Source organism: Lentzea alba, assembly GCF_011067745.1.
Taxonomy (GTDB): Bacteria; Actinomycetota; Actinomycetes; order Mycobacteriales; family Pseudonocardiaceae; genus Lentzea; species Lentzea alba.
Genome location: NZ_JAAMPJ010000009.1, coordinates 364,609 through 389,489 on the forward strand (window position 1 = coordinate 364,609; position 24,881 = coordinate 389,489).

At 68.0% G+C, this 24,881-nt stretch carries 23 protein-coding genes; 7 read left to right on the top strand and 16 right to left on the bottom strand.

Features of this window, described 5'->3' with window-relative positions; translation table 11 throughout:
- Nucleotide 1: 1 nt before the first annotated feature.
- A complete protein-coding gene (secA2, locus tag G7043_RS31045) occupies nucleotides 2–2,287 on the top strand; it encodes an accessory Sec system translocase SecA2 (protein ID WP_313888164.1) in 2,286 nt (761 codons plus the stop codon).
- A 3-nt stretch (nucleotides 2,288–2,290) separates the two neighbouring features.
- On the opposite strand, the gene G7043_RS31050 is transcribed toward secA2, so the two are convergent.
- The 5 genes from G7043_RS31050 to G7043_RS31070 form a co-directional block, all read right to left on the bottom strand.
- Complete coding sequence (locus tag G7043_RS31050; protein ID WP_242642883.1) at nucleotides 2,291–2,560, bottom strand: hypothetical protein; 270 nt, start codon at nucleotides 2,558–2,560, stop codon at nucleotides 2,291–2,293.
- Nucleotides 2,561–2,603: 43 nt separating this feature from the next.
- Nucleotides 2,604–3,716 carry an aromatic ring-hydroxylating oxygenase subunit alpha gene (locus G7043_RS31055; protein ID WP_166051658.1) on the bottom strand — a complete coding sequence of 371 codons (1,113 nt, stop codon included), beginning with the start codon at nucleotides 3,714–3,716 and terminating at the stop codon, nucleotides 2,604–2,606.
- Nucleotides 3,713–4,828: an N-methyl-L-tryptophan oxidase gene (solA, locus tag G7043_RS31060; protein WP_166051660.1), complete on the bottom strand. Its 1,116-nt coding sequence runs from the start codon at nucleotides 4,826–4,828 to the stop codon at nucleotides 3,713–3,715. The genes G7043_RS31055 and solA overlap by 4 nt, the downstream gene beginning before the upstream one ends.
- 13 nt (nucleotides 4,829–4,841) lie before the next feature.
- Nucleotides 4,842–7,208 (bottom strand): GcvT family protein, encoded by a 2,367-nt coding sequence (locus G7043_RS31065; RefSeq protein WP_166051662.1) that lies wholly within the window; start codon nucleotides 7,206–7,208, stop codon nucleotides 4,842–4,844.
- Nucleotides 7,209–7,424: 216 nt separating this feature from the next.
- Nucleotides 7,425–8,195, bottom strand: coding sequence for an IclR family transcriptional regulator (locus G7043_RS31070; protein ID WP_166051664.1), 771 nt, complete (start codon nucleotides 8,193–8,195; stop codon nucleotides 7,425–7,427).
- A 120-nt stretch (nucleotides 8,196–8,315) separates the two neighbouring features.
- Between G7043_RS31070 and G7043_RS31075 the strand changes: the two genes are divergently transcribed.
- From G7043_RS31075 to G7043_RS31095, 5 genes are all read left to right on the top strand, one after another.
- Entirely contained in the window at nucleotides 8,316–8,636 is a 321-nt protein-coding gene (locus G7043_RS31075; RefSeq protein ID WP_166051666.1) for a bifunctional 3-phenylpropionate/cinnamic acid dioxygenase ferredoxin subunit, read from the top strand.
- Nucleotides 8,633–9,748: an NAD(P)/FAD-dependent oxidoreductase gene (locus G7043_RS31080; protein WP_166051668.1), complete on the top strand. Its 1,116-nt coding sequence runs from the start codon at nucleotides 8,633–8,635 to the stop codon at nucleotides 9,746–9,748. The genes G7043_RS31075 and G7043_RS31080 overlap by 4 nt, the downstream gene beginning before the upstream one ends.
- Nucleotides 9,749–9,830: 82 nt before the next feature.
- Nucleotides 9,831–11,273 carry an aldehyde dehydrogenase family protein gene (locus tag G7043_RS31085; protein WP_390828472.1) on the top strand — a complete coding sequence of 481 codons (1,443 nt, stop codon included), beginning with the start codon at nucleotides 9,831–9,833 and terminating at the stop codon, nucleotides 11,271–11,273.
- Nucleotides 11,270–12,745, top strand: a complete 1,476-nt coding sequence (locus G7043_RS31090) for a GMC family oxidoreductase (protein ID WP_166051672.1) — start codon at nucleotides 11,270–11,272, stop codon at nucleotides 12,743–12,745. Before G7043_RS31085 ends, G7043_RS31090 begins: the two co-directional genes overlap by 4 nt.
- A gap of 7 nt (nucleotides 12,746–12,752) precedes the next feature.
- Nucleotides 12,753–14,231 carry an APC family permease gene (locus G7043_RS31095; RefSeq protein WP_313888165.1) on the top strand — a complete coding sequence of 493 codons (1,479 nt, stop codon included), beginning with the start codon at nucleotides 12,753–12,755 and terminating at the stop codon, nucleotides 14,229–14,231.
- On the opposite strand, the gene G7043_RS31100 is transcribed toward G7043_RS31095, so the two are convergent.
- Entirely contained in the window at nucleotides 14,217–15,071 is an 855-nt protein-coding gene (locus tag G7043_RS31100) for a PaaX family transcriptional regulator (protein ID WP_166051674.1), read from the bottom strand. The two genes, G7043_RS31095 and G7043_RS31100, sit on opposite strands and share 15 nt — an antisense overlap.
- Before the next feature lie 128 nt (nucleotides 15,072–15,199).
- Between G7043_RS31100 and G7043_RS31105 the strand changes: the two genes are divergently transcribed.
- The gene (locus tag G7043_RS31105; RefSeq protein WP_207311985.1) at nucleotides 15,200–16,093 is read left to right on the top strand and encodes an extracellular catalytic domain type 1 short-chain-length polyhydroxyalkanoate depolymerase; all 894 of its coding nucleotides are present in this window, start codon (nucleotides 15,200–15,202) and stop codon (nucleotides 16,091–16,093) included.
- Here G7043_RS31105 and G7043_RS31110 read toward each other — a convergent pair.
- From G7043_RS31110 to G7043_RS31155, 10 genes are all read right to left on the bottom strand, one after another.
- Nucleotides 16,090–17,640 carry a helix-turn-helix domain-containing protein gene (locus G7043_RS31110; RefSeq protein WP_313888166.1) on the bottom strand — a complete coding sequence of 517 codons (1,551 nt, stop codon included), beginning with the start codon at nucleotides 17,638–17,640 and terminating at the stop codon, nucleotides 16,090–16,092. The two genes, G7043_RS31105 and G7043_RS31110, sit on opposite strands and share 4 nt — an antisense overlap.
- A complete protein-coding gene (locus G7043_RS31115; protein ID WP_166051677.1) occupies nucleotides 17,637–18,947 on the bottom strand; it encodes an MFS transporter in 1,311 nt (436 codons plus the stop codon). Before G7043_RS31115 ends, G7043_RS31110 begins: the two co-directional genes overlap by 4 nt.
- Nucleotides 18,948–18,969: 22 nt before the next feature.
- Nucleotides 18,970–19,701, bottom strand: a complete 732-nt coding sequence (locus tag G7043_RS31120) for a 3-hydroxybutyrate dehydrogenase (RefSeq protein WP_166051679.1) — start codon at nucleotides 19,699–19,701, stop codon at nucleotides 18,970–18,972.
- A 295-nt stretch (nucleotides 19,702–19,996) separates the two neighbouring features.
- A complete protein-coding gene (locus tag G7043_RS31125) occupies nucleotides 19,997–21,013 on the bottom strand; it encodes an LCP family protein (RefSeq protein WP_166051681.1) in 1,017 nt (338 codons plus the stop codon).
- A gap of 75 nt (nucleotides 21,014–21,088) precedes the next feature.
- Nucleotides 21,089–21,475, bottom strand: coding sequence for a DUF3037 domain-containing protein (locus G7043_RS31130; RefSeq protein ID WP_166051683.1), 387 nt, complete (start codon nucleotides 21,473–21,475; stop codon nucleotides 21,089–21,091).
- Nucleotides 21,459–22,226 (bottom strand): HipA family kinase, encoded by a 768-nt coding sequence (locus G7043_RS31135; protein ID WP_166051685.1) that lies wholly within the window; start codon nucleotides 22,224–22,226, stop codon nucleotides 21,459–21,461. The genes G7043_RS31130 and G7043_RS31135 overlap by 17 nt, the downstream gene beginning before the upstream one ends.
- Nucleotides 22,227–22,236: 10 nt before the next feature.
- A complete protein-coding gene (locus tag G7043_RS31140) occupies nucleotides 22,237–22,692 on the bottom strand; it encodes an SRPBCC family protein (protein WP_166051687.1) in 456 nt (151 codons plus the stop codon).
- On the bottom strand, nucleotides 22,689–22,991 hold the full coding sequence (locus G7043_RS31145) for an ArsR/SmtB family transcription factor (RefSeq protein WP_313888167.1): 303 nt from the start codon (nucleotides 22,989–22,991) through the stop codon (nucleotides 22,689–22,691). The genes G7043_RS31140 and G7043_RS31145 overlap by 4 nt, the downstream gene beginning before the upstream one ends.
- Nucleotides 22,992–23,016: 25 nt before the next feature.
- Entirely contained in the window at nucleotides 23,017–23,739 is a 723-nt protein-coding gene (locus tag G7043_RS31150) for an SGNH/GDSL hydrolase family protein (RefSeq protein WP_242642832.1), read from the bottom strand.
- Between the two features lie 50 nt (nucleotides 23,740–23,789).
- Complete coding sequence (locus G7043_RS31155; RefSeq protein WP_207311944.1) at nucleotides 23,790–24,869, bottom strand: lactonase family protein; 1,080 nt, start codon at nucleotides 24,867–24,869, stop codon at nucleotides 23,790–23,792.
- Nucleotides 24,870–24,881: the final 12 nt, after the last annotated feature.

Consider the following 24,881-nt stretch of genomic DNA (forward strand, 5'->3'; position numbering starts at 1 on the left):
CGTGACCACTCTCATGGCGCGCTTCAAGCAGCGGATGCGCAGGTTCGCGCAGAAACCGGGCTCAGTCGACCTCGCCCCGTTCCAGGCACTGCTCAAGGACGTGGAGAAACACGCTGACGCGTTCAAAGCGTTCAGCGACGAGGAGCTGACGGCACACGCCGCGAAGCTGCGCGAAGAGAGCGACGACACCGAGCTGGTGGCCCTCACCCGTGAGGCGGCCGAGCGCGCCATCGGGCAGCGGCCGTTCGACGTGCAGGTGCTGGGTGCGCTGGGCATGCTCAGCGGGCTCGTCGTCGAGATGGCCACCGGTGAGGGCAAGACGCTCGCGGGCGCCATGGCCGCGGCCGGGTTCGCGATCAAGGGCAAGCGCGTCCACGTGGTCAGCGTCAACGACTACCTCGCCCAGCGCGACGCGGAGTGGATGGGGCCGCTGTACCGGCTGCTCGGCGTCACCGTGGGCTGGATCAACGGCAGCTCGAAGGCCGAGGAGCGCCGCGAGGCGTACCAGTGCGAGGTCACCTACGCGCCGGTCAGCGAGATCGGGTTCGACATCCTGCGCGACCGGATCGCGACCCGTCCCGAGGACCTGATCGTGCCCGAGCAGGAGGTCGCGCTGATCGACGAGGCCGACTCGGTGCTCGTCGACGAGGCCCGCGTGCCGCTCGTGCTGGCCGGCTCGACCAGCGCCGAAGCCGCCGACCCCGTCATCGCGGACCTCGTGAAGCGCCTGCGGCAGAACCTGCACTACGAGATCGACGACGAAGAGCGCAACGTCTTCCTCACCGGCGCGGGCTCCGAGGCCGTCGAGCGCGCGCTCGGCGAGATCGACCTCTACTCGCAGGAGCACGTCACCTCCACGCTGTCGAAGGTGAACGTCGCACTGCACGCGCAGGTGCTGCTGCACCGCGACGTCGACTACATCGTGCGCGACGGCAAGGTGCACCTGATCAACGACTCCCGCGGCCGCATCGCGAAGCTGCAGCGGTGGCCGGACGGCCTGCAGGCCGCGGTCGAGGCCAAGGAGAACGTCCAGACGACCGAGTCGGGCGAGATCCTCGACTCGATGACGGTCCAGGCGCTGCTCGGCCGCTACCCGACGCGCTGCGGCATGACCGGTACCGCGGTCGCCGTCGCGGAGACCCTGCGCGAGTTCTACGAGCTCGAGGTGCTCGTGATCCCGCCGAACAAGGAGAACATCCGCGAGGACGAGCACTTCCGCCTCTACGCGACGCTGGAGCAGAAGGAAGACGCGATCGTCGAGGAGATCAAGACCGCGCACGAGACCGGGCGGCCGATCCTCGTCGGCACGCTGGACGTCGCCGAGTCCGAGCGGATCTCCTCCAAGCTGCGCGAGGCCGGGCTCGAGTGCGTCGTGCTGAACGCGAAGAACGACGCCGAGGAAGCGTCGATCATCGCCGACGCCGGTTCGTACCAGCGGATCACCGTCTCCACGCAGATGGCCGGTCGCGGTACGGACATCCGGCTCGGTGGGCACGAGGGTGAGGACCACGACCGGATCGCCGAGCTCGGCGGCCTCTACGTGATCGGCACCGGCCGGCACTCGTCGTCACGGCTGGACGACCAGCTGCGCGGCCGCGCCGGACGCCAGGGCGACCCCGGTGGTTCGGTGTTCTTCTCGTCGATGCAGGACGAGCTGATCACCCAGTACGCGCCGGACGCCGAGGATCCGTCCGATGTGGACGCCGACGGCCGGGTCAACGACAAGGGCCTGCTGCACACCTTCGAGCACGCGCAGCGCGTGGCCGAAGGCGTGAACCTGGAGATCCACCGCAACACCTGGCGCTACAACAAGCTGATCGAGCACCAGCGGCAGCTGCTGCTCCAGCACCGCGACGTCGTCCTGCGCACGGACGCGGCACTGGAGAAGCTCGGCAAGAAGGAAGGCGTGTCCGACGAGGTGGCCGGCGAGGCCGCCCGCAAGATCACGCTCTTCTTCCTCGACGACCTGTGGACGCACCACCTGACGTTCCTGTCGGACCTGCGCGAGGGCATCCACCTGCGCGCGCTGGCACGGCAGAACCCGCTGGACGAGTTCCACCGCGAGGCCATCCCGGCGTTCAACAAGATCGTGCCGGAGTCGTGGGAACTGGCGGGTGACTCCTACGAGGCCGCCAAGATCACCGACGACGGCTTCGACCTCACCGACGCCGGGGTGAAACGCCCGAGCTCCACGTGGACGTACCTGGTGCACGACAACCCGTTCGGCTCCGGGCTGGAGGAGACGATGAAGGGTCTCGTCAAGATGGTGCGCGGCCAGCGCCGCTGACCGTCACAACTTCCCGGGGACGACGAGATCGTCCGCGGGTCTGGCGGGCCGGGGCAACGCCTCGGCCCGCTCGTCTGCGAAGTGCCTGCCTGTCGTCATCTCCTCGGAGAGCATTCTGATCTCCGCGAGGATGTCCAGGTGTTCCTGCGACGGCGGTGGTCCCACGAAGTTGGACCGGTTGTGCGCCGTCCGTTCCGCTCGCTCGGCCAGTTGGCGGATGCGGCGGAGGAGATCGTGCTCCCCGTCCGGGAGCAAGAAGTCCGTCTGCTCCATCACCCGTGCCAGCTTTCGCGTGCACGGGTGACGCGTCGATCCCCTAGTCGGCTGATTCCAGTTTCTGGACGAGCCACTCGTGGAACCCGCCGATGTGATGCTCTGAGGGCACCAGCACTCCGCCGCGCGCGTAAGCACGCGAAGCCATCGCCGGCTGACAACGCTCACAGGCTTCGAAGTCCTGCTCGTTCACCCGGTGGAACAGCTCGACCGAGCGAGAGACGTCACGCCCGGTGTCGACCACTTCCTTTGCGTACAGCCAATCGCACTCGACGATCGTCCGGTCGACCGCCACCGGGTACATGCGGTGCAGGATCACGTGGTCCGGCACGAGGTTGATGAAAACCTGCGGCTTGATGGTGATGGCGTAGTACTTTCTGTCTCTCTCCTCCTCCAACGCCGCGAGTTTTTCGAAGCCCTCGCTGCCGTCGACCGTGAAACCCTTGATGTCGTCACCGAACTCCGCACCGTGCCCGACGTAGTACTGCGCCGCGTAGCCGTCGGCGAACTCGGGCAGCACCTCCGTGAGCTCGGGGTGGATCGTCGCGCAGTGGTAGCACTCCATGAAGTTCTCGATGATCAGCTTCCAGTTGGCCTTGACGTCGTAGACGATTCGTCGGCCCACGGACAACTGGTCGATCTCGTACCCGTCGATGCCCTCCAGCGAGCCGAGGCGTTCCGTCACGGCGCTCAGCACGTCGTCGGAGAAGCTGGGCGGATCGTCGGCGAGGTTCACCCAGGCGTAGCCGAGCCATTCGCGCAGATGCACCTTCGTCAGCCCGTACTCGACCCGGTCGACGTCCGGCATCGAGGTGAGGTTCGGCGCGGCGATCAGCTTGCCGTCCAACGCGTAGGTCCACGCGTGGTACGGGCACTGGAACGCGCGCTTCACGCTGCCCGCCTCGTCGACGCAGATGCGCGCGCCGCGGTGCCGGCAGACGTTGAGGAACGCGTTGAGGTTGCCGTGGCGGTCCCGCGCGATGAGCACGCTTTCCCGCCCCACCTGCACGGTGCGGAAGTCGCCGGGGGCCGCGAGGTCGCCGGACTTCACCGCGCAGAACCACATCTTCTCGAAGATGTTCGCCTGTTCCCGCGCGAAGATCGCGGGGTCGGTGTAGTAGCGGCCCTCGAGGGTGGAGATCAGGCTGCCGGTCATGCTTGGCCTCTCAGGCGAGCAGGGTCGAAAAGTGCGATCGGGTGCCGCGTGGCCCCGTCGATCGTGAGGTCGGCCAGGATCTCGCCGACGACGGGCACGAACTTGAAGCCGTGCCCCGAGAAGCCGCACGCCACCGTGACGTGGTCGTGGTCCGGGTGGCGGGCGATGACGAAGTGCTCGTCCGCGGTGGTGGTGTACATGCAGGTGGCGGCCCGTTCGAACCGACCGGTGACGCCCGGCATCACCGGTCTGGTGGCGGCGGTGATCGCCTCGACCTCGTGGGGGTGCACGGTGCGGTCGATGGTCACGGGCGTACAGGGCTGACCACCGGTGTGGAACGCGACCTTCACCTCGCCGTCGATCTCCGGGAACCCGTAGAAGTGGCTGCCTTCGCGTTGCCAGATGTAGACGGGATGGTCCTGGAAGCTCTCGGCCGGCGTGAAGTAGTACTGGACCTGCCGTTCGATCTCAAACGTGATTTCCAGGTCCCGCAACAGTTCCGGCGCCCACGGACCGGGGCACACGACGACGTGCCCGGCCTCGTAGGTCGCCTCGGCCGTGGTGACCCGGCCGGCCTCCCAGTGCGTCACCGGCTCCTCGAAGTGCAGCTCGGCGCCCGCCCTGGCGGCCAGGGCGAGGTGCGCCCGCACGGCCGTCTCCGGCACCACGAAGCCCGCACCCGGCTCGTACAGCGCGACCTCGTCCGGTGACGGCCTCATCGTCGGGAAGCGCTCGCGGATCTGCTGCGCGTCGAGCAGTTCGTGCCCGATGCCGAACTGCTCGGCGCTCGCCCGGCTGCCTGTGATCGTCCGGCTGCCGGGCGCGCCGACCAGCACGCCGCCGACGCGGTGGAAGATGCGTTCGCCGCTGTCGCGCTCGATCTGGTCCCACATCTCGTGGGCCCTGAGCAACAACGGCACGTACGCGGGGTCCTCGAAGTAGGCCTGCCGCGTGATGCGCGACCCGCCGTGGCTGGACCCGAGCGCGTGCGCGGGCGTGAACTTCTCCAGTCCCAGCACCCTCTTGCCGCGCTGGGCGAGCCGGTAGGCGGCGGCGCTGCCCATGCCGCCGAGCCCGATGACGATGGCGTCGTAGACCGTGCCTGAAGACATGCCTGAAGACATGTCAGCCTCTGAGGCGCTTCATCTCGGGGTCGAACAACGGCTCCTGCGCCGGCCGGGCCGTGACCCTGCGGCCGAAGTACTCGATCTCCACCTCGCCGTCGACGTCAGCGGGCAGCCACGCGTAGGCAATGTTGAGCCCGGTCGTGTACCCGTACGCCGCACTCGTGACGTAGCCGGCCGGCTCGCCCTGGTGGAAGACGGGTTCGCTGCCCAGCACCACCTCGTGCGGGTCGTCGATCGTGAGGCAGGTGAGCTTCCTGCGCGGTTCCCGTCGATGCAGCGCTTCCATGCCGACGTACCGCTTGTTCTGGGCGAGCGCGAAGGCGAGGCCCGCCTCGTGCGGATCGTGTTCGGTCGTCATGTCCACGCCCCACGACCGGTAGCCCTTCTCCAGCCGCAGGCTGTTGAACGCCCCGCGCCCGGCCGCGATGACCCCGTGCTCCTGGCCCGCCTCCCACAGCGTGTCCCAGAGCCTGCCCCCGAGATCGGCCGTCGTGTACAGCTCCCAGCCCAGTTCGCCCACATAGGACAGTCGCAGTGCGGTGACCGGCACGTTGCCGACATGGGCCTGCTGACTGGTGAAGTAGCCCTTCCTGGTGTCCAGGGTGGACACCGGCGCGATGAGGTCCCGTGCCTTCGGCCCCCACAGCCCGATGCAGCACGTGCCGGCGGTGATGTCCCTGACCTGGACGCCCCGCCACGCGGCGGCGGCCCTGGTGAGCCAGTCGAGGTCCAGGTTGCCATTCGCGCCGACCTGGAACGTCTCCGGTCCGAGCCGTGCGATGGTGAGATCGCTCCTGATTCCGCCCCGGTTGTCGAGCAACAGCGTGTACACCACCGCGCCGGGTTTGCGGTCGAGGTTGTTGGTCGTCCTGCGCTGCAGGAACTCCAGCGCTTCCGGCCCGCTGACCTCGAGCCGCTTCAACGGCGTCATGTCGAACATCGCGACCCGCCTGCGCGTCACCAGCGCCTCGGCCCCGCAGATCGGCGACCAGTACCGGGATGCCCACTCGCCGCGGCCCGGCACCTCCGCGACCTCCGGCAGGTCCGCGTTGGCCTCGTACCAGTGCGGCCTCTCCCAGCCCGACGCCTCCAGGAAGAACGCGCCGAGCTGCTTCTGCCGCTCGTAGAACGGACTCGTCCGCAGCGGCCGCGGGCTGTCCATCGGCTGCAGGGGGTGCAGCACGTCGTAGACCTCGACGAAGTTCTGACAGCTGCGCTCCAGCACGTAGTCCGGCGCCAGCTGCACCTGCTCGAACCGGTTGAGGTCACTCGAATGCAGGTCGAGCTTCGGCTGCCCGTCGACGATCCACTCGGCCATCGCCCTGGCCACGCCGGCGGAGTGCGTGATCCACACCGCCTCCGCGACCCAGAACCCCTCCAGCCCGGGATGCTCTCCCAGCAACGGCATGCCGTCGCTCGTGAACGAGAACAGCCCGTTGAAGCCGCGATCCACCCCGGCCTCGGCCAGCGCGGGAATCAGCTCGACGGCCGCGTCCCACGACTGTTCGAAGTCCTCCTTGGTGAACGGCAGCTCCGACGAGGTGATGTCCTTGGCCGCGATCGGCATCGGCCGGTGCCCGTACGCTCCGATGCCCAGCGCCTGACCGTGGGACCGGAAGTAGAGATCCGCTTCCTGGTGCCGCAGGATCGGCTGCCGCGCCAGCGCTTCGGCGTCAGCTCCGACGTTCCCGGTGAACACGTACTGGTGCGCCATCGGCACCAGCGGAACGGTCAGCCCGACCATCTCCCCCAGCACCGGCCCCCACATCCCGGCGCACGACACCACGATGTCGGCGGGGAAGACGTCGGTCTCGGTCCGCACGCCGGTGACCCGTCCGCCGGAGGTCTCGACCGCGACGACCTTCTGCCCGAACGCGAACCGCGCACCACGCTCGATCGCGCGCCGCGCCTGCACCTCCGCCGCGGCGACCGGCTTCGCGAGGCCGTCACTCGGGATCAGGAACCCGCCGAGGATCTGCTCGCGGTCCAGCAACGGGTGCAACCGCGCGACCTCGTCCGCGTCGATCAGGCGGCTCTCCACGCCCCACGACGTGGCCCAGCCGTGCCGCCGGGACAGGTCGGCCAGGCGGGCGGGCGTGGTGGCGATCTCCAGGCCGCCGATCTGGTCGAAGCAGCCGAGCGCGGTGTACTTCTCGACCGTGTAGCGGGCGAAGGCGGTCATGCTGCGGCAGGAGTTCGTCTGGAACACCAGGCCCGGCGCGTGGCTGCTCGACCCGCCGACGGCGAGACCCGGCGCCTGGTCCAGGACCGTGACGGTGCAGCCGCGCTCGGAGAGCTCGTCGGCCAGTGCACACCCGACGATCCCGGCCCCCACGAGCACCACGCGAGGCATTTCCCCAGGCATCTGGACACCCCTTCGCCGCCGTTGCGCGAAACGGAACCCGTTCCGCGATCAGCAACAAATTGCGGCCAGCACGACCCGCTGTCAATACCGCGTTCGGCCGCCACCCCCTGCTGCCGCCCGGCACGCGGGGGCCCCGCGTTTCCCAGAAGGAAACGCGGGGCCCCCGCGTGCCGAAAAATGGGGCTGGTGGGGTGCCTGTGGGTGAACAGGCAGCAGCTAGCCCGCGAAGTACCCCAGTTGCGCCGAGAGATCCGCTGCCGCCGCCGCCATCGTCGGCACGATCTGCTCGACCCGTTCCCGGGACAACCGGTACGACGGACCGGAAGCGCTCATCGCCGCGACCACCTCCCCGCGATGCCCGCGGACCGGGACGGCGACCGCGTGCAGGCCGAGTTCCAGCTCCTCGAAGCACGCCGCGAAACCCTGCCTGGCCACGCCCTCCAGTTCGGACAGCAGGCGTGAGGCGTCCACGACGGTGTTCTCGGTGTAGGAGTCGAGCGGCAGCGAGACCAGGCGCTTGCGCTCGGCCAGGTCGAGGTACGCGAGCAGGATCTTGCCGGACGAGGTGGCGTGCAGGGGCGTGCGCTGGCCGATCCAGTTCACGGCGGAGACGGCCGCGGAGCCGCGCGCTTGGGTGATGTTGATGGCGACGCCGGCGTCGTGCACGGCGATGTTGACGGTCTCTCCGAACTCGTCGGCGAGGGTCTGGCAGACGGGCTGACCGAGCTTGGTGAGGTCCATGCGACCGGTGGCGGCACCGGCCAGCCGGACGACCCCGAAACCGATGGCGTACTTGCCTCTTTCCCCGAGCTGCTCGACCAGGCCACGCGCCTCCAGCACGGAGACGAGTCTGGACACCGTTGACTTGTGCACACCCAGCTCACCAGCGATTTCGGTGATACCGGCCTCGCCTTGCGCCAGTAGTTCGAGCACGCTGATGGCTCTGTCGACGGACTGCACCTGAGCTGCCGAGTCGGAGTTGCTCATCGCGCAACAGTAACCGGCAGGCAAAACAACCCGCTCGAACTCTTGACGGCGCGTCATTCGAGCCGCACATTGTGTTGCGTCATTCGGAACGCGTGCCGCGTAACGCAACGGAGGCCGACGATGATCCGCGCCTGCGCTCTCATGGACCTGCCCCCGGGAGAGGCGGTGCGCATCGTCGGCCCTCATGCACCGATCGCGGTGTTCAACGCCGACGACGTGCTGTACGCCATCGACGACACCTGCACCCACCAGGACGCCTCCCTGAGCGAGGGATGGCTGGAGGGCTGCTTCGTGGAGTGCCCGCTGCACGCCGCGAGCTTCGACCTTCGCACCGGCGAGCCAACTTGTCTGCCCGCCAAAAGACCGGTGAAGACCTACCCCGTCTTTGTGAAAGATGGAGTGGTCTATGTCGATGTCGAAGTGAACAAGGACGTGGCGTGAGGACGATCGCGATCATCGGCGCATCACTGGCCGGTTTGAGGTCGGCGCAGGCACTGCGCCAGCAGGGGTTCGACGGACGGCTCGTCGTCGTGGGCGACGAGATCCATCTCCCCTACGACCGGCCTCCCCTCTCGAAGGACTTCCTCCTCGGCAAGGTCGAGGCCGTGCCGCTCGCGGACCAGGAGGACCTCGACGCGCTCGCCGCGGACTGGCGCCTCGGCGTCCAGGCGACCGGGCTGCTCTCCGCGCGGGAGGTCGCGCTCAGCGACGGCACGACGGTCGAGGCCGACGGCTTCGTCATCGCGACCGGTGGTGTTCCGCGCACGATCCCCAACACACACGTCCTGCGCACGCTCGACGACGCGATCAAGCTCCGCGACGCGTTCGGCGCCGCACAGCACGTCGGTGTCATCGGCGCGGGGTTCATCGGCGCCGAGATCGCCTCCAGTGCGCGCGCACTGGGCAAGGACGTCACCGTCGTCGAGGCTCTTCCCACACCGCTCACGCGCGTTCTGGGCGCGGAGATGGGCACGGCATGTGGACATCTGCACGGCGACCACGGATCAACGTTGATTACGGGAGTCAATGTTGATTCAGTCAACGTCGATGCCGGAATCAACACCAGAATCAACCTCGCGGATGGACGCAGGGTTGACGCCGACGTCGTCGTCGCGGGCATCGGCACGCGCCCGGCGACGGGCTGGCTCGCCGGTGGACCCGTCAAGGTCGACAACGGCGTCGTGTGCGACGCGGGCGGCGTGACCAACCTGAAGAACGTCGTCGCGGTCGGCGACGTCGCGAACTGCGCCGGGCACCGCGCCGAACACTGGACGTCCGCGACCGAACAGGCACAAATCGCCACCCGCAACCTGCTCGCGGGCGAGACGGTCGCTACGCACACCAACGGCGGCTACGTCTGGTCAGATCAGTACGGCGTGCGAATCCAGTTCATCGGACGGGCGACGAACGACGTTCGCGTCGAAGATGGGTCCATCGAGGACCGGAAGTTCGTGGCGACCTATCGAGACGGTGACAATCCGGAAGACGTCGTCGGCATTGTGGCCATGAGCAATGCTCGGCTTTTCACCCGACTGCGCAGGAATTTGAAGTAGAGACGGTCGTCACGGTTTATCGCTCGCGGCGACCGGCTACACCCCAGTGTCCTTCGTGGACACACGAAACAGGGAGGCGTCCGTGTCGCCGGTGCGGCAGATCATCAACCCCTTCGATCAGAGTGTTCTCACCGAGGTCGAGGACCAAACCCGCGAGCAGGCGATCGCTGCGATCGCGAGAGCCCGCCACGCCTTCGACCACGGCGATTGGCAGCACGCGGCGCCCGAGCACCGGGCCGCCGTCCTGAACCGCGTCGCGGACCTCCTGGAGCGCGACAAGGAGGAGATCGCCCGCACCGAGACGCTCGACACCGGCAAGACGCTGGTCGAGAGCCGCATCGACGTGGACGACGTCGTCTCCGTGTTCCGCTACTACGGCAACCTCGCCGGGCTGTTGCACCCGAAGATCGTCCAGGGTGCGCCGGCGGACGTCGTCAGCCGCGTCGACTACGAACCCGTCGGCGTCTGCGGCCTGATCGCGCCCTGGAACTACCCGCTGCTGCAGGTCTCGTGGAAGATCGCGCCGGCTCTGCTCGCGGGCAACACCCTGGTGGCGAAGCCGAGCGAGATCACCCCGCTGACCACCATCAAGCTGTTCGAACTGCTGCAGGAGGCCGGCCTGCCCGACGGCGTCGCGAACCTCGTCCTCGGCACCGGCCCCGAGGTGGGCGCACCGCTGAGCGAGCACCCCGACGTCGACCTGATCTCGTTCACCGGCAGCCTCGCCACCGGCCAGCGGATCATGGCGGCGGCGGCGAAGACCGTGAAGAAGGTCGCCCTCGAACTCGGCGGCAAGAACCCGAACATCGTCTTCGCGGACACCGACTTCGACACCGCCGTCGACTACGCGCTCACGGCGGCGTTCTTCCACGCGGGCCAGGTCTGCTCGTCCGGCACGAGGCTCATCGTGCACTCGAGCATCTACGACGACTTCGTCGACGAGGTCGCGCGCAGGGCGGATCTCATCAAGCTGGGCAACGGTTTCGACGAGGACACCGAGTCCGGGCCACTGGTGAGCGCCGAGCACCGCGCCAAGGTCGAGAGCTACGTCGAAATCGCCGCGCAGGAAGGCGCGACCCTCAAGGCGGGTGGCAAGCGACCGGACGAGCCCGAGCTGCAGAACGGTTTCTTCTTCCGCCCCACCGTCTACGCGGACTGCACCAGGGACATGAAGCTGGTCCAGGACGAGACGTTCGGCCCGATCATCACCGCCGAGCGGTTCGAGACCGAGGAAGACGCGATCAGGCTCGGCAACGACACCGAGTACGGCCTCGCGGGCGGTGTCTGGAGCCAGGACCTCGACAAGGCCCAGCGCGTCGCGAAGAAGCTCCGCCACGGCACGGTCTGGATCAACGAGTTCGGCCCGTACCTGCCGCAGGCCGAATGGGGCGGCTTCAAGCGCAGTGGCGTCGGACGCGAACTCGGCACGGCGGGCCTGCACGAGTACACGGAGCCCAAGCACGTCTACCAGAACCTCAAGCCCCAAGCCCAGAACTGGTTCGCGCGAAAGGACTCCGACAAGTGACCGCATATGACTACGTGATCGTCGGCGGCGGTACGGCGGGCTGCGTGCTCGCGGCGAGACTGACCGAAGACGAGAACGTGACGGTCGCGGTCATCGAGGGCGGCCCGTCCGACGTCGGTGACGAGAAGATCCTCAACCTGCGCAACTGGATCAACCTGCTGGAGACCGAGTACGACTACGACTACCCCACGGTCGAACAGCCCCGCGGCAACTCGCACATCCGGCACAGCCGCGCGAAGGTGCTCGGCGGGTGTTCCAGCCACAACACGCTGATCTGCTTCAAGCCGTTGCCGCAGGACCTCGACGACTGGGGCCACGGCTGGACGTGGGACGCGGTCGGCCCGTACTACGACAAGGTCCAGCTCAACATCATCCCGGTGGTGGAGAAGGACCGGAACCCGATCGCCAAGGACTTCGTGGCCGCCGCGCAGAAGGCCGTCGACGTCCCGGAGATCGACAACTTCAACGCGACGCCGTTCGAGGACGGCGTCGGCTTCTTCTCCATCGCCTACCACCCGGAGAAGAACAACCAGCGTTCCAGCGCCTCCACCGCCTACCTGCACCCGATCCTCGACAGCCGGAAGAACCTGACCCTGCTGCTCGACACCTGGGCGAGCAGGATCGAGTTCGACGGCAACCGCGCGATCGGCGTGCACACCGACAAGGGCTACGTCGAGGCCGGCAAAGAGGTTCTGCTCTGCGCGGGCGCCATCGACACCCCGCGGTTGATGATGCTCTCGGGCATCGGCGACGCCGAACACCTCAGCAAGATCGGCATCGAGGTCAAGCACGACCTGCCCGGCGTCGGCGAGAACCTGCTCGACCACCCCGAGTCGGTCATCGTCTGGGAGACCACGAAACCGTTGCCGGAGAACTCGGTGATGGACTCCGACGCCGGCCTGTTCATCCGGCGCGATGAGTCAGACCCGCGACCGGACCTGATGTTCCACTTCTACCAGATCCCGTTCACCACCAACACGGAACGCCTCGGCTACCCGAAGGTGGAGCACGGGGTCTGCATGACGCCGAACATCCCCAGGCCGCACAGCAAGGGCAAGCTGTGGCTGAAGTCCAGCGACCCCACCGAGAAGCCCGCGCTCGACTTCGGGTACTTCACCGACCCCGACGGCTACGACGAGCAGACCCTGGTCGACGGCTTCAAGATCGCCCGCCAGATCGCCGAGCAGGAACCGCTGAAGTCGTGGCTCAAGCGGGAGATCGCCCCCGGACCGGACGTCACGAGCGACGAGGCCCTGTCCGAGTACGGACGCAGAGCAGCCCACACCGTCTACCACCCGGCCGGCACGTGCGCGATCGGGTCCGTTGTGGACGGTGACCTCAAGGTCATCGGGCTGGAAGGCCTGCGAGTGGTCGACGCGTCCGTGTTCCCCACCATGCCGACCGTGAACCCGATGGTCACGGTTCTCATGATTGGAGAGCGCGCCGCCGACCTGATCAGGGAGACTTGGTGATTTCGCTGTGACCGCCACTGCCCCGAAACCGGTGCTGACGGAGGAAGACCGGCTCAAGGACCTCGGGTACACGTCGGAGTTCAAGCGGGACATGAGCCCGTGGGCGAACTTCTCGCTCGGCTTCACGTACCTCTCCCCCGTGGTCAGCACGTACACGTTGTTCGGCACCGCCCTCGCCCTGGGCGGTCCGCCGATGATCTGGAGCTTCGTCGTCGCGGGCGTCGGCCAGTTCCTGGTCGCGCTCGTGTTCGGCGAGCTCGTGGCGCAGTACCCGGTCGCGGGCGGCGTGTACCCCTGGGCACGCCGCCTGTGGGGCAAGCGCTGGGCGTGGATGACCGGCTGGGTCTACATGATCGCCCTGCTGGTCACCATCGCGTCCGTCAGCTACGGCGCCGGCCCTTATCTGGCAACGCTTCTCGGCTACACCGCCACCGTCGGCAACACCGTGCTGTGCGCGATCGCGATCATCGTGGTGTCCACGCTGATCAACTACGCGGGCACGAAGGTGCTGTCCTGGGCCGCCATCTTCGGGTTCGCCGCGGAGATCGTCGGCGCGCTCGCGGTCGGCATCTGGCTGCTGGTGGACAACCGGATCCACGGCCTGGGCGTGCTGTTCGACAGCTTCGGCGCCGGCGGGTCCGGCAGCTACCTGCCGGCGTTCTTCGCGGCGGGCATCATCGGCCTCTACCAGTACTACGGCTTCGAGGCGTGCGGTGACACCGCGGAAGAGGTCAAGGACCCCGGCCGCGTCATCCCGAAGGCCATGCGCCGCACCATCTACATCGGCGGCGCGGCGGCCACGTTCGCGTGCCTGTCGCTGCTGCTCGCGGTGCCGGACTTCGGCAAGGTCATCAGCGGTGAGGACGCCGACCCGGTCACGAACGTCCTGACAGGCGCGTTCGGCCCGGTCGGCTACAAGATCGTGATCGCGGTCGTGCTGATCTCGTTCCTGTCCTGCACGATGTCGCTGCAGGCCGCCGCGTCCCGCCTGACCTACTCCTACGCCCGCGACAAGATGTTGTTCGGGCACAAGGCACTCGCGAAGTTCAACCAGAAGCGGCACATCCCGCCGTACGCGCTCGCGCTCGCCGGTCTCATCCCGGTGGTCATCGTGTTCGCGTCGATGCTGTCCACGAACGCGCTGGACAAGATCGTGTCGTTCGCGACGCTCGGCATCTACCTGGGCTTCCAGATGGTCGTGTTCGCGGCGCTGCGGGCAAGGCTCAAGGGCTGGACGCCGTCCGGCGAGTTCACGCTCGGCCGCTGGGGCCTGGTCATCAACGTCCTGGCGCTCGCGTACGGCGTCGCGGCGATGGTGAACATGGTCTGGCCGCGCACCCCGGACGCGCCCTGGTACGACAACTACGTCGTGATCCTCAGCGGCGCGCTCGTGGTCGGCATCGGCCTGGTCTACATGCTGATCGCCAAACCGTTCGGCAACTCCGATGCCCCGGCCGGAGACGCGGTCAGCTCAGTCCGGGCGTGAACCTCGTTCGTCCACAACGGATTCGAGCACGTCCGCGGCCAGTTCCACCGCACGTTGCGCCCACCCGTGGCGCAACGTGCGGAACCGTTCCGCGGCCCGCGTTCCCGGCCAGCCCTCCGGCAGCAGCACGGACGGCAGCACCGGGTCACGGCGGATCAGCAGCAACCACTCCGCGTCCAGCAGGATCCGCCTGGACAGTTCGTCGAGGTGCTCGAATCCCCCGTCCTCCCAGCGCAGCAGGAAGCTCTCGTATCCCGCGGCGATCGCCGGCAGGTCCCAGGCCTCCGCGGCGATCCGCACGGGGTCGGTCCACCTGAACGCCTCCGCCCGGAACACCTCGGCGTGCTCGAGAAGGTCGAGCTCCGCCAGCGTCGCCGAGACGTCCGCGTCCGACGTCGAAACCCACAGGCCGCTGCGCAACGGCCCGAACCCGAACCAGCCCAAGCGGGTGCGCAGCGCGTGCCGGTCCGCGCGCCTGCTCTCCGGCACCGAGAACGTCAGCAGCGTCCACCGGCCGTCCCAGTGCCGGTCGACGATCTCGCCGTCGAGCTTGCGCTGACCGTCGCGCAACACCGCGATCCCGTGCTCGGTGAGCCCCAGGAACGCCTGCCGCCCTTGACGGACCGTGCGGAGCAGGCCGCGACGCCCCATCCGGGTCAGGGCCGTCCTGATGGCCGCCTCACCGAGACCGAGCCGCCCGAGCGCGGCGACGACGCCGCCCGTCGACACAGCCACCCGCCGGTCGAGCACGTGGTCACCGAACAGGGCGAGGGCCGCGGCTTCCGGGCGCACGGGCGACCCGGCCACGCCACCGTCCGGAGGAGTCACAGCTGCTGACATCGGCCCATTATTCGTCGAACGCCGCCCCGCGTCATTCGGCAAAATATTGACGGCCGTCACCGATCTGAATACTTTTGGTGCCCCGGAACCCTGACCGGAGGTCCACGATGACCACACGCAAAACACTCATGACGCTCGTCAGCACCCTGCTCACCATCGCCGGCGTCCTGCTCGCACCGCAGGCATCCGCGGCGTCCCTCGTGGAGGTGACCGGCTTCGGTGACAACCCCGGCCGGATGCGCATGCACGTCTACGTGCCGGACACCCGCCCGGCCAAGCCCGCGATCGTGGTCGCCATGCACGGCTGCGGCGGCTCAGGTCCCGGCTTCTACTCGGGCAGCGAGTTCGCCTCGCTCGCCAACAGGTACGGGTTCATCGTCATCTACCCGAGCGCACAACAGCAGGCCGGGTTCGGCAAGTGCTTCGACACCTGGTCCGACGCCGCGAAACGTCGTGGCGGCGGCAGCGACCCGGTGTCGATCATCTCGATGGTGACCTACTCCCAGCAGCGCTACGGAGGCGACCCGACTCGCGTCTTCGCCACTGGATCGTCGTCCGGCGGCATGATGACCCAGCACATGCTCGCCCTCTACCCGGACGTGTTCAAGGCGGGCGCGGCGTTCATGGGCGTGCCCTTCAACTGCTTCGCCAACGCCGCCGACTTCCCGCCGCCCGGCAGCAAGTGCACCAACGGAACCATGAACCGCACCCCGCAGCAGTGGGGTGACGCGGTCCGGCAGGCCTACCCCGGCTACACCGGTCCCCGGCCGCGAGTCCAGCTGTGGCACGGCACCGCCGACACCCTCGTGCCGTACTCCCTGCTGCAGGAATCGATCGAGCAGTGGACCAACGTGTTCGGCCTGAGCCAGACACCGACGTCCAGCGACACCCCGCGCGCCAACTGGAACCGCCGCCGCTACGCCGACAAGGTCGAGGCCTACAGCATCCAGGGCGCCGGCCACAGCCTGCCGTCGACCGGCATGGCCGCCGTCGCACTGGAGTTCTTCGGCCTCACCCACTAGCGCTGCAAACGCAGTAGCCGCAAGGCGAGCTGCACCTCCAGCACACGGTCCGGCGACTGCCAGTCGCCGAGCAACGACGACACCCGGTCGAGCCGTTGCGTGACCGTGTTGACGTGGAGGTGCAGCTCCGCCTTGGCACGACTCAGGTTCGCGCCGCAGCGGAAGTAGATCTCCAGCGTGTGCACCAGTTCCGTGCCGCGCTCGGCGTCGTAGTCCAGCACCGGTCCCAGCACCGACCGCACGTACCCGGACACGTCCGCGCGATCCCCCAGCAGCACCCCGACGAACCCGAGGTCCGACATCGTCGCGGCGTCCTTCTCCCGCCCCAGTTGCAGCAACGCCCGCAGGCACCGCCGCGCTTCCTCGTAGGCCGCCGCGATGGCCACCGGCCCCACGACCGGCCCGCACGCACCCACCGTCGCGTCCAACGCCTTCGCCACCTCACGCGCGACGCTCGTGGACGACGAAGGCAGCGCCAGCACGACATCACGGTCGCGCGATCCGGCAAGTCCTCCGTAGACGGACGCGTAATGCGTTGCGGCGGAAAGGTTCCCGTCCGCCACCAGCACCACGTGCGGTTCCGACAGCTCGACGCCGACCCGCCGCGCCCGAGCCGCCAGCCCCACCGGGTCACGTCCGTCCAGGATGTCGGTGATCAGCTCGCCGCGGACCTTGTTCTCCGCCTCCGCCACGGTTCTTCGCAGCAGCAACAACAACGCGGTCACTGCCGCCGACCGTTCGAACACCCGCCGGTCCGCGTCCGAGAGGTCCGGTCGTCCGGCCAGCGCGAGGCCACCCAGCAACTCCGAGCCGGCGAGCACCGCGCACACCCACACGTCGTCGATCAGCACGGCCCGCCCGTTGGCCCGCACGACCAGCGACGGCACGGTTTCCAGCACCTCGACCGGTCCGCCGAGCAACTCCCCCACGGCCGCCGCCACCTCGGCCGACGAACCGCCGCGCAGCACCAGGTCGGTGAGCCGGTCGTGCGCCTCCTCGGCCCGTTTCATGGCCTCGTTGTGCGACTGGATCGTCGCGAACAACGACGCCGTGTCGATCGCGATGGCCGCGTGGTCGGCCAGCGACTGCAGCAGCGCGACCTGCTCCGGCGGGAACTCCCGCGAGGTCCGGTCGGCCGCGTACAGCACGCCGATGACCGTCGAGTCGAGCTTCAGCGGCACACCCAGGATCGCGACCAGGCCCTCGTCGTGCACCGCGGAGTCGATCGGCCGAGTGTGGTTGAACCGGGCGTCGGCGAAGTAGTCGGACGTCGCGTACGGCCGCGCGGTCTGCGCCACCAGCCCGCCCAGCCCCTCGCCGAGGCCGAGCCGGACCTTCTGGAACAACGGCGAGAACGACCCGTCCGTCACCCGCATGTAGGTGCCGTCCGGGTCGTCGTTCATCGACAGGTACGAAACGTCCGTCCCGAGCAACGTCCGGGCCCTGCGCACGATCGAGCGGAGCACCGCGTCCGGGTCGCGCATGCCCGCGAGCTCGGACGCGGTCTCGAACAACGCCGCCAGTTCGGCCTCACGCCGTCGTGTCACACCCCAACCCTGTCACGTTCCTCCAGATCCGCACCACGGGTCTCCCGCGCCATCAGCACCGCGACCACGGTGATCACGCACGTGATCACGACGTACACCGCGATGGGGAACGACGATCCGTAGGCCTTCAGCAACGCCGTCGCGATCAACGGTGCCAGCGCACCTGCCGCGATCGACGCCAACTGGTAGCCGACCGACGCGCCCGAGTACCGCACCCGCGTCCCGAACAGCTCCGAGAAGAACGCCGCCTGCGGCCCGTACATCGCGCCGTGCAGCACGAGTCCGACGGTGGTGGCCAACGTGATCAGCACCGGGTCCTTCGTGTCGAGCAACGCGAAGAACGCGAAGATCCACGCGCCCATGCCGACCGCACCGACCAGGTAGACCGACCGCCGCCCGAACCTGTCCGACAGGTGACCCCACACCGGAATCGTCACCAGGTGCACGGCCGAGGCGATCAGCACCGCGTTGAGTCCCACCGACTTCGACAGCCCCAGCCCGGTCACCACGTAGACCAGGATGAACGCCGTGATCACGTAGTACGACACGTTCTCGGCGAACCGCGCACCCATCGCGATCAGGACCTCGCGCCAGTTGTGCTTCAGCAGCTCCAGCACCGGCGCCTTCTCGCGCACGTCCGACTTCTGCTGAGCCTTCTCCTGGGCCACCTTCTCCTGGGCCGCCAGGAAGATCGGCGACTCGGACACCGACAGCCGGATCCACAGGCCGATCACCACGAGCACACCGGAGAGCAGGAACGGGATCCGCCAGCCCCACGCCAGGAAGTCCGCGTCCGACTGCACCGACGCCAGCACCGCGAGCACCGCCGTGGCCAGCAGGTTCCCGCACGGCACACCGGCTTGCGGCCACGACGCCCAGAACCCTCGCCGCGCCGGATCACCGTGCTCCGACACGATGAGCACGGCCCCGCCCCACTCGCCGCCCAGAGCGAAGCCCTGCACGAGGCGCAGCAACGTCAGCAGCAACGGCGCGAGGACACCCACCGACGCGTACGTCGGCAGCACACCCATCAACATCGTCGCGCCGCCCATCAGCAGCAGCGACAGCACGAGCAACTTCTTGCGCCCCAAGCGATCCCCGAAGTGGCCGAAGACCACACCGCCCAGCGGCCGCGCCAGGAAGCCGATCGCGTACGTGGTGAACGCGAGCAGCGTGCCGGTCAGCGGATCAGCGGTCGGGAAGAACAGCTTGTTGAACACCAGCGCCGCGGCAGACCCGTAGAGGAAGAAGTCGTACCACTCGACAGTTGTCCCGATGAGTGAAGCGCCCACTACCTTTTTGATCATCGACAACTCCTCCGAGAAATGCTCACTGAGCAGTCCAGCCGCCGTCGACGGCCAACGACGTGCCGGTCACAAAACTGTTCTCGCACAACCACAACACGGCGTCCGCCACCTCAGAGGGTTCGATCAGCCGTTTGACCGCGCTGCGCTGCAAGAAGATCTGCGAGGAGACATCGTCCTCGGAAATGCCGTGCACGCGTGCCTGGTCCGCGATCTGCTTCTCCACCAACGGAGTTCGCACGTACCCAGGAGCCACGCAGTTCGACGTCACGCCGTGCGGCGCGCCCTCGAGAGCCGCGACCTTGGAAAAGCCTTCCAGGCCGTGCTTCGCGGCGACGTAGGCGGACTTGAACGCGGACGCGCGCAACCCGTGCACGCTGGAGATGTGGACCAACCGGCCCCACCCGCGCGAGTACATGTGCGGCAACACGTGCCGGGACAGCCTGAACGCCGCTCCCAGCATGAGCTCGACCATCGCCGAGAAGCGCTCGGCGGGGAACTCGTGGATCGGTGCGACGTGCTGGACACCTGCGTTGTTGACCAGCACGTCGACCTCGGCGGGCAACGCGGAGACCGAGGAGGTCAGATCGAGCACGTGCCCGATCCCACCGACCTCGGAGGCGATGTCCCGCACGCCGGGGTCGAGGTCGACCAGATGGACCTTGGCGCCGGCGGAGGCCAGCGCGCGGGCGCAGGCCAGGCCGATGCCGCTCGCGGCTCCGGTGACCAGCGCGGTGTGACCCGTGACACTCGACATGACCGGAAACGGTAGGCGTCACGCGGCGTGATCAACATGTGGCGGATCCACATAACGCCTGGTCACAAGATGGTGTTAGCCACCATTTAGCGTTGTGGAGGCATATCGCGCCAGAAGAACGGGTACAGGGGCGTAAGCTCCCGTCACCTGAACGGGGGAAGATCCAGACAGAGGGGGACGACGATGTCCACGACGCCCATTTACGACGACCTCCTGCGCGAGCTCGACGAGATCGCACAGGAGGCCGGGTTGACCAGCTCGGAGCCCACTTCCGAGCCCGTCAAGCAATAGGGAACTACTTCGGAGGGGCGATCAGCTCCGCGGGCACCGGCTCGTCCTTGCTGATCAGGTCGAAGAGCTGCGACGCCTTTTCCTTGTTCCACTGCACGACCGACTGGCCGCCGATCGTCGGAGTCCCTCCGACCGGCACGGTGCCGGAAGTCGCGTCGCTCATGTTCAGCGCGACGCTCGCCAGGTGCCACACGTGGTCGTCGGTGTTCACCGAGACCGACCCGGACGCCGCGTTCATCAGCGGGATGACGCGGAACGGGTTCGCGAGCGTGGCCGGGCTCTTGACCTTCTCGAACAACGCCGACAGGAACTTGCGCTGGTTCTGCACGCGCTGCAGGTCAGCGGTCGCGAACGCGCGGGTCCGCACGAACCCGAGCGCCTTCGGGCCGTCGAGCTCCTGGCAGCCCGCGGGCAGGTCGATGCCGGCCAGCGGGTCCTTGATCGGCTCGTCGATGCAGATGTCGACCCCACCGACCGCGTCGACCATGTCGGAGAACCCGCCGAAGCCGATCTCCATGTAGTGGTCGATCCGCACGCCGGTCGCGCCCTCGACGGTCTTCGCGAGCAACTGCGGCCCTCCGAACGCGTAAGCCGCGTTCACCTTGCCGCGGCCGTTGCCCTCGATCGCGACGTACGAGTCACGCGGGATCGACAGCAGCACCGGCTTGGCCGCACTGTTGTCCGGCAGGTGCAGCATCATGATGGTGTCGGTGCGCCGACCGGCCGCGTCGCCGGTGGCGAGCGCGTCCTTCTGCTCCTGCGTCAGGCCCTCTCGCGCGTCCGAACCGACGAGCAGCCACGTGGTGCCCGGCGTGTCCGCGGGCCGGCCCTCGTAGTCCGGCAGCGCGTCGATCCGCTTCAGCGTCGAGTCGACGTAGAAGAAGAAACCGACGGCACCCAGCACGATGACGAGCAGCAGCACCAAGATGACGCGCCCAGGACGCCTCTTCTTCTTCATCGGCCGCTGCGGCGGCATGGGACGCCGCGGCTGCTGGTAGCCGTGGTGATACCCAGCGCTCATGTGTCGCCAACCCCGATCGCTTTAGATTCGCTTTGCAACTAGGGACGCAATGCGCCCGTTCAGGTTGCGACGAACCTACCGGGGCGGCAGCACCAGTGCTTCGAAAAGGCGCGTGACCTCGGCCGACGGGTTTTCGGTGAATCCGGTATGCGCAGGTGAGGTCTGCACGATCGTGCTGCGCGGTGCGGTCAGCCAGCGGAACCGTTGTCCAACCGTTGTCCGGCTCACCGGACCGGCGTCGGGAGTGCCGTCGCACGAGTTGGCGAGGTGCTTCAGCGACGTTTCCAGCGTCTCGACGTCGAGCTGCGGGTCCAGCGCCCGCAGCCGCTCACCGTCCACATAGGTCTTGGCGCACAGGAAATCCAGTTCACGGCAGTAGACGATGACGCCCACGTTCATGAACTCGCCCCGCTCCTGCCGCGGCACCGCCCGCAGCAGCGCGTACTCAAACACGTGCGGCACGCGCGGCCTCCAGCGAGTCGACCCAGCCGCGGTTGGCGAGGCGGTAGGTGAAGAAGTCCTTGTAGCGCTGCCGCAGTTCGGCCGGATCGCCTTCCAGCCACTCGTCCGGCACCAACGCCAGGACCTCGTCGAGCAGCTCCGGCGTGATCCGCTCCGCCATCTCAGCGTCTACTTCGGACACCGAGGCCGCGTTGGGCAGCATCGCGTGGTCGGACGAGTCGTACCGGTAGTCCTTGGTGGCGGGCCGCTCCTCGCTCCACGAGTAGTGGAAGTACAGCGCGGCGCCGTGGTCGATCAGCCACGGTTCCCGGTGCCACAGCAGCATGTTCGGGTTGCGCCAGCTGCGGTCCACGTTGAGCACCAAGGCATCGAACCACAGCAGCTTCGTCGCGAGCTCGACGCCGGGGTCGCGCACGATCGGGTTGAAGTCGAACGAGCCGGGCAGGTAGTCGAGGCCGAGGTTGAGGCCGCCGCTGGCCCGCAGCAGCTCCTGGACCTCCTGGTCGGGTTCCGCGCGCGCCAGTTCCGGGTCGAGGTGGACCAGGACGATCTCGGGTATCCGGAAGCCCAGCCGCCGGGCGAGCTCGCCGACGACGATCTCGGCGACCAGCACCTTCACGCCCTGTCCGGCGCCGCGGAACTTCACCACGTACATACCCAGGTCGTCGGCCTCGACCAGCCCCGGCATCGACCCGCCCTCGCGGAACGGCGTCACATACCGGGTGGCCGTGACCTCCCTCAACGAATTCACTGGCGCATGATCACACGAACGCTTGCTGGAAGCCGAGCAGAATTCCGCCCCAGCCGCCCTCTCCACCGACGCCCTCGCGGACCCGTTCCGGCTTCGTGAAGTGCCGCTCGAAACCACGATGCACCAGCTCAACTCGGGTGCCGTCGCCCTCGGACGTGAAGGTGATCTCCACCTCGGACGCCCGCGCCGGGTCTGGGTCGTAATCCCAGTCACCGTTGAGGTGCCAGGCGAGCAGCAACCGCGCCGGCGGCTCCCAGGCCTTGACCTCACCCCACTCGCACTCGGCGCCGTCGGTGCCGATCTCGTACCAGCGACCGCCCTCGCGCGGTTCGACGACGACGTCCTTCAGGTCCGCCTCGCCGATGTGGTGCGCCGCCGGCCACCACGTCACGAACTTCTCCGTGAACACCTTGAACGCGTGGTCCGCACCGGCGTTCACCAGTACCGATCTCCGAACCCCAGTCATTGCTCCTCCATCACCGCAGCAAAGTTCGCGAGTGCCTGACCCCACACGTCGTCGAGGTAGTCGCGCATCGCGGCCACCCCCACGTGGTCGACGGAGTACCGCCGCCGGGTGCCTTCCGCTTCCACGCGGACCAGCCGTGCCTCCTTGAGCACCTTGAGGTGCTGGGACACGGCCGGCCGCGACACGGGCAGCTCGGCGGCGATCTCCCCCACCGCTCGTGGCCTGGCCACGAGCAGCGTGAAGATCTCGCGGCGGGTCGGGTCGCCGAGCGCCGCGAACGCCGTTTGGTAAGTCTCCACGAACGGTAAGCTAGAACTTACCAAGTCACGCTGTCAACGCCGTGAAGTAAGCGGCCTGTCCGGCCCTGTTCGGGTGGTAGGAGTCTCCGGTCGGGTTGACCAGCGCGTTGATCCACGGCTCACGGGAGCAGACGCCGTGGTCCGCAAACGCTTCCCGCACGTCCACGTACCGCGCTCCCGCTCGGCCGGCCGCCTCGCTGATCACTCCGGACAGCTCGTCCGCCGCGTCGTTGAGGGAGACGCGCTTCATCGTGGACAGCGCGCGGCACCCGTCGACGTGCGTGAACAGCCGCGGATAGCCGAGCACGACCAGTTCCGCGTTCGGCGCAGCTTCCCTGATCGCGGTGTAGGTGGCGTCGAGCCGGCCCGGCAACTGGTCACGGGCAAACTGCCGAGCTTTCTCCACCCGCTTGTGACACGCGTGGTCGCTCTTGAGCACGCAGGTCGTCAGGACGTCGACGAACCCGAGGTCGTTGCCACCGATGGTGATCGTGACCAGCGTGGTCGCCGGGGTCAGCGCCCGGAACTGCGACCTCAGCGACTTCGTGGTCGCCCCGCTGCACGCCGCGAACTTGAACGACGGGAAGTCCTTGCCCCGCAATGCTGGATAGGCGTTCGCACTGCGGCGGCAGGCCCCGTCCACATAGGAACCGGCGCCCGCCCCGGACGCGTAGGAGTCGCCGAGTGCGACGTACTCCGGCGCGAACGGAGCGGGCGCCAGCAGAGCTGCAACCAGTACCCCAGCCATGAGACCCATAGAGGCCGGAGTACCACTGTGGACGATCGACTAGAAGGGCATTAACCCAGTCGGGTGGGCAGCACGCAGACCGGGATCGCGGTCTGCAGCGGCGTGCCGGACGGGGTCAGCTTCCCGGTCGCCCGGTCCACCGCGAACGACGTCACGTTGTTCGAGTTCTGGTTGGCCGCGAACAGGAACGCCCCGGACGGGTCGAGCGTGACGTGCCGCGGGTACTTGCCGCCCACCGGGGTGTGTCCGACGAGCGACAGCTCCGAGCCGTTGACCGCGAAGTGCGCCACGCTGTCGTGCCCGCGGTTCGACAGGTAGACGTTCTTGCCGTCACCCGACACCAGCACCTCGGCCGGGTAGTTGCGCACCCCACCGGACGGCGCGGTCTTGAGCACCTGGCCCGGCGTGAGCTTCCCGTCGGCGTACGCGCAGGCCACGATCGTCGAGTCGAGCTCGTTCGCGACGTACGCGGTCCGGCCGTTCGGGTGGAACGCGATGTGCCGGGGTCCGGCGCCGGGCTTGAACTTCGCCGTCGAGACCAGCTTGAGCTGACCCGCGACGAACGAGTAGACGAACACCGAGTCCGCGCCCAGGTCGACCGCCAGCGCGTACCGGCCGGCCGGGTCGAACACGATGTGGTGCGCGTGCGGGCCTTCCTGACGTTCCTTGTCCGGCCCCGACCCCTTGTGCTGCACCTTCTGCGTGCGCGCGCCGAGGCTGCCGTCGGGCTTGACCGGGAACACGCTGAGCGAGCCCGACGAGTAGTCCGCGGTGATCAGGAACTTCCCGGACGGGTCAAGCGTCAGGTGGCACGGGTCCGCGCCGCCGGTCGCCTGCTTGTTGATCACCTTGAGCGTGCCCGCGTTGATCGCGGTGACCTCGCCCTTGGTGTTCTCGTTGACCGCGTACAGGAACCGGCCGTCACGCGACTCGATCACGAACGACGGGTTGACCACACCCGCGATCACGCCAGTTGTCTTCAGCTGGCCGTTCGCCGTGTCGTAGGTGCCGATGCCGATGCCCTTGGCTCCCCCGTTCCACGTCGTGTAGGTGCCGAAGAAGACTCTCCGGGTCACAGGTGCCGCCTCGGCGGTTCCTCCGGTCATCAGCAGTCCAGCTCCCACACCCATGGCTCCGAGAAA

What these genes read in the sequence shown, in the direction of transcription:
- G7043_RS31050 (WP_242642883.1), bottom strand. Translation starts at nt 2,560, where the DNA reads ATGGAGCAGACGGACTTCTTGCTCCCGGACGGGGAGCACGATCTCCTC.
- G7043_RS31055 (WP_166051658.1), bottom strand. Translation starts at nt 3,716, where the DNA reads ATGACCGGCAGCCTGATCTCCACCCTCGAGGGCCGCTACTACACCGAC.
- solA (WP_166051660.1), bottom strand. Translation starts at nt 4,828, where the DNA reads ATGTCTTCAGGCACGGTCTACGACGCCATCGTCATCGGGCTCGGCGGC.
- G7043_RS31065 (WP_166051662.1), bottom strand. Translation starts at nt 7,208, where the DNA reads ATGCCTGGGGAAATGCCTCGCGTGGTGCTCGTGGGGGCCGGGATCGTC.
- G7043_RS31070 (WP_166051664.1), bottom strand. Translation starts at nt 8,195, where the DNA reads ATGAGCAACTCCGACTCGGCAGCTCAGGTGCAGTCCGTCGACAGAGCC.
- G7043_RS31075 (WP_166051666.1), top strand. Translation starts at nt 8,316, where the DNA reads ATGATCCGCGCCTGCGCTCTCATGGACCTGCCCCCGGGAGAGGCGGTG.
- G7043_RS31100 (WP_166051674.1), bottom strand. Translation starts at nt 15,071, where the DNA reads ATGTCAGCAGCTGTGACTCCTCCGGACGGTGGCGTGGCCGGGTCGCCC.
- G7043_RS31105 (WP_207311985.1), top strand. Translation starts at nt 15,200, where the DNA reads ATGACGCTCGTCAGCACCCTGCTCACCATCGCCGGCGTCCTGCTCGCA.
- G7043_RS31115 (WP_166051677.1), bottom strand. Translation starts at nt 18,947, where the DNA reads ATGATCAAAAAGGTAGTGGGCGCTTCACTCATCGGGACAACTGTCGAG.
- G7043_RS31120 (WP_166051679.1), bottom strand. Translation starts at nt 19,701, where the DNA reads ATGTCGAGTGTCACGGGTCACACCGCGCTGGTCACCGGAGCCGCGAGC.
- G7043_RS31125 (WP_166051681.1), bottom strand. Translation starts at nt 21,013, where the DNA reads ATGAGCGCTGGGTATCACCACGGCTACCAGCAGCCGCGGCGTCCCATG.
- G7043_RS31140 (WP_166051687.1), bottom strand. Translation starts at nt 22,692, where the DNA reads ATGACTGGGGTTCGGAGATCGGTACTGGTGAACGCCGGTGCGGACCAC.
- G7043_RS31150 (WP_242642832.1), bottom strand. Translation starts at nt 23,739, where the DNA reads ATGGCTGGGGTACTGGTTGCAGCTCTGCTGGCGCCCGCTCCGTTCGCG.
- G7043_RS31155 (WP_207311944.1), bottom strand. Translation starts at nt 24,869, where the DNA reads ATGGGTGTGGGAGCTGGACTGCTGATGACCGGAGGAACCGCCGAGGCG.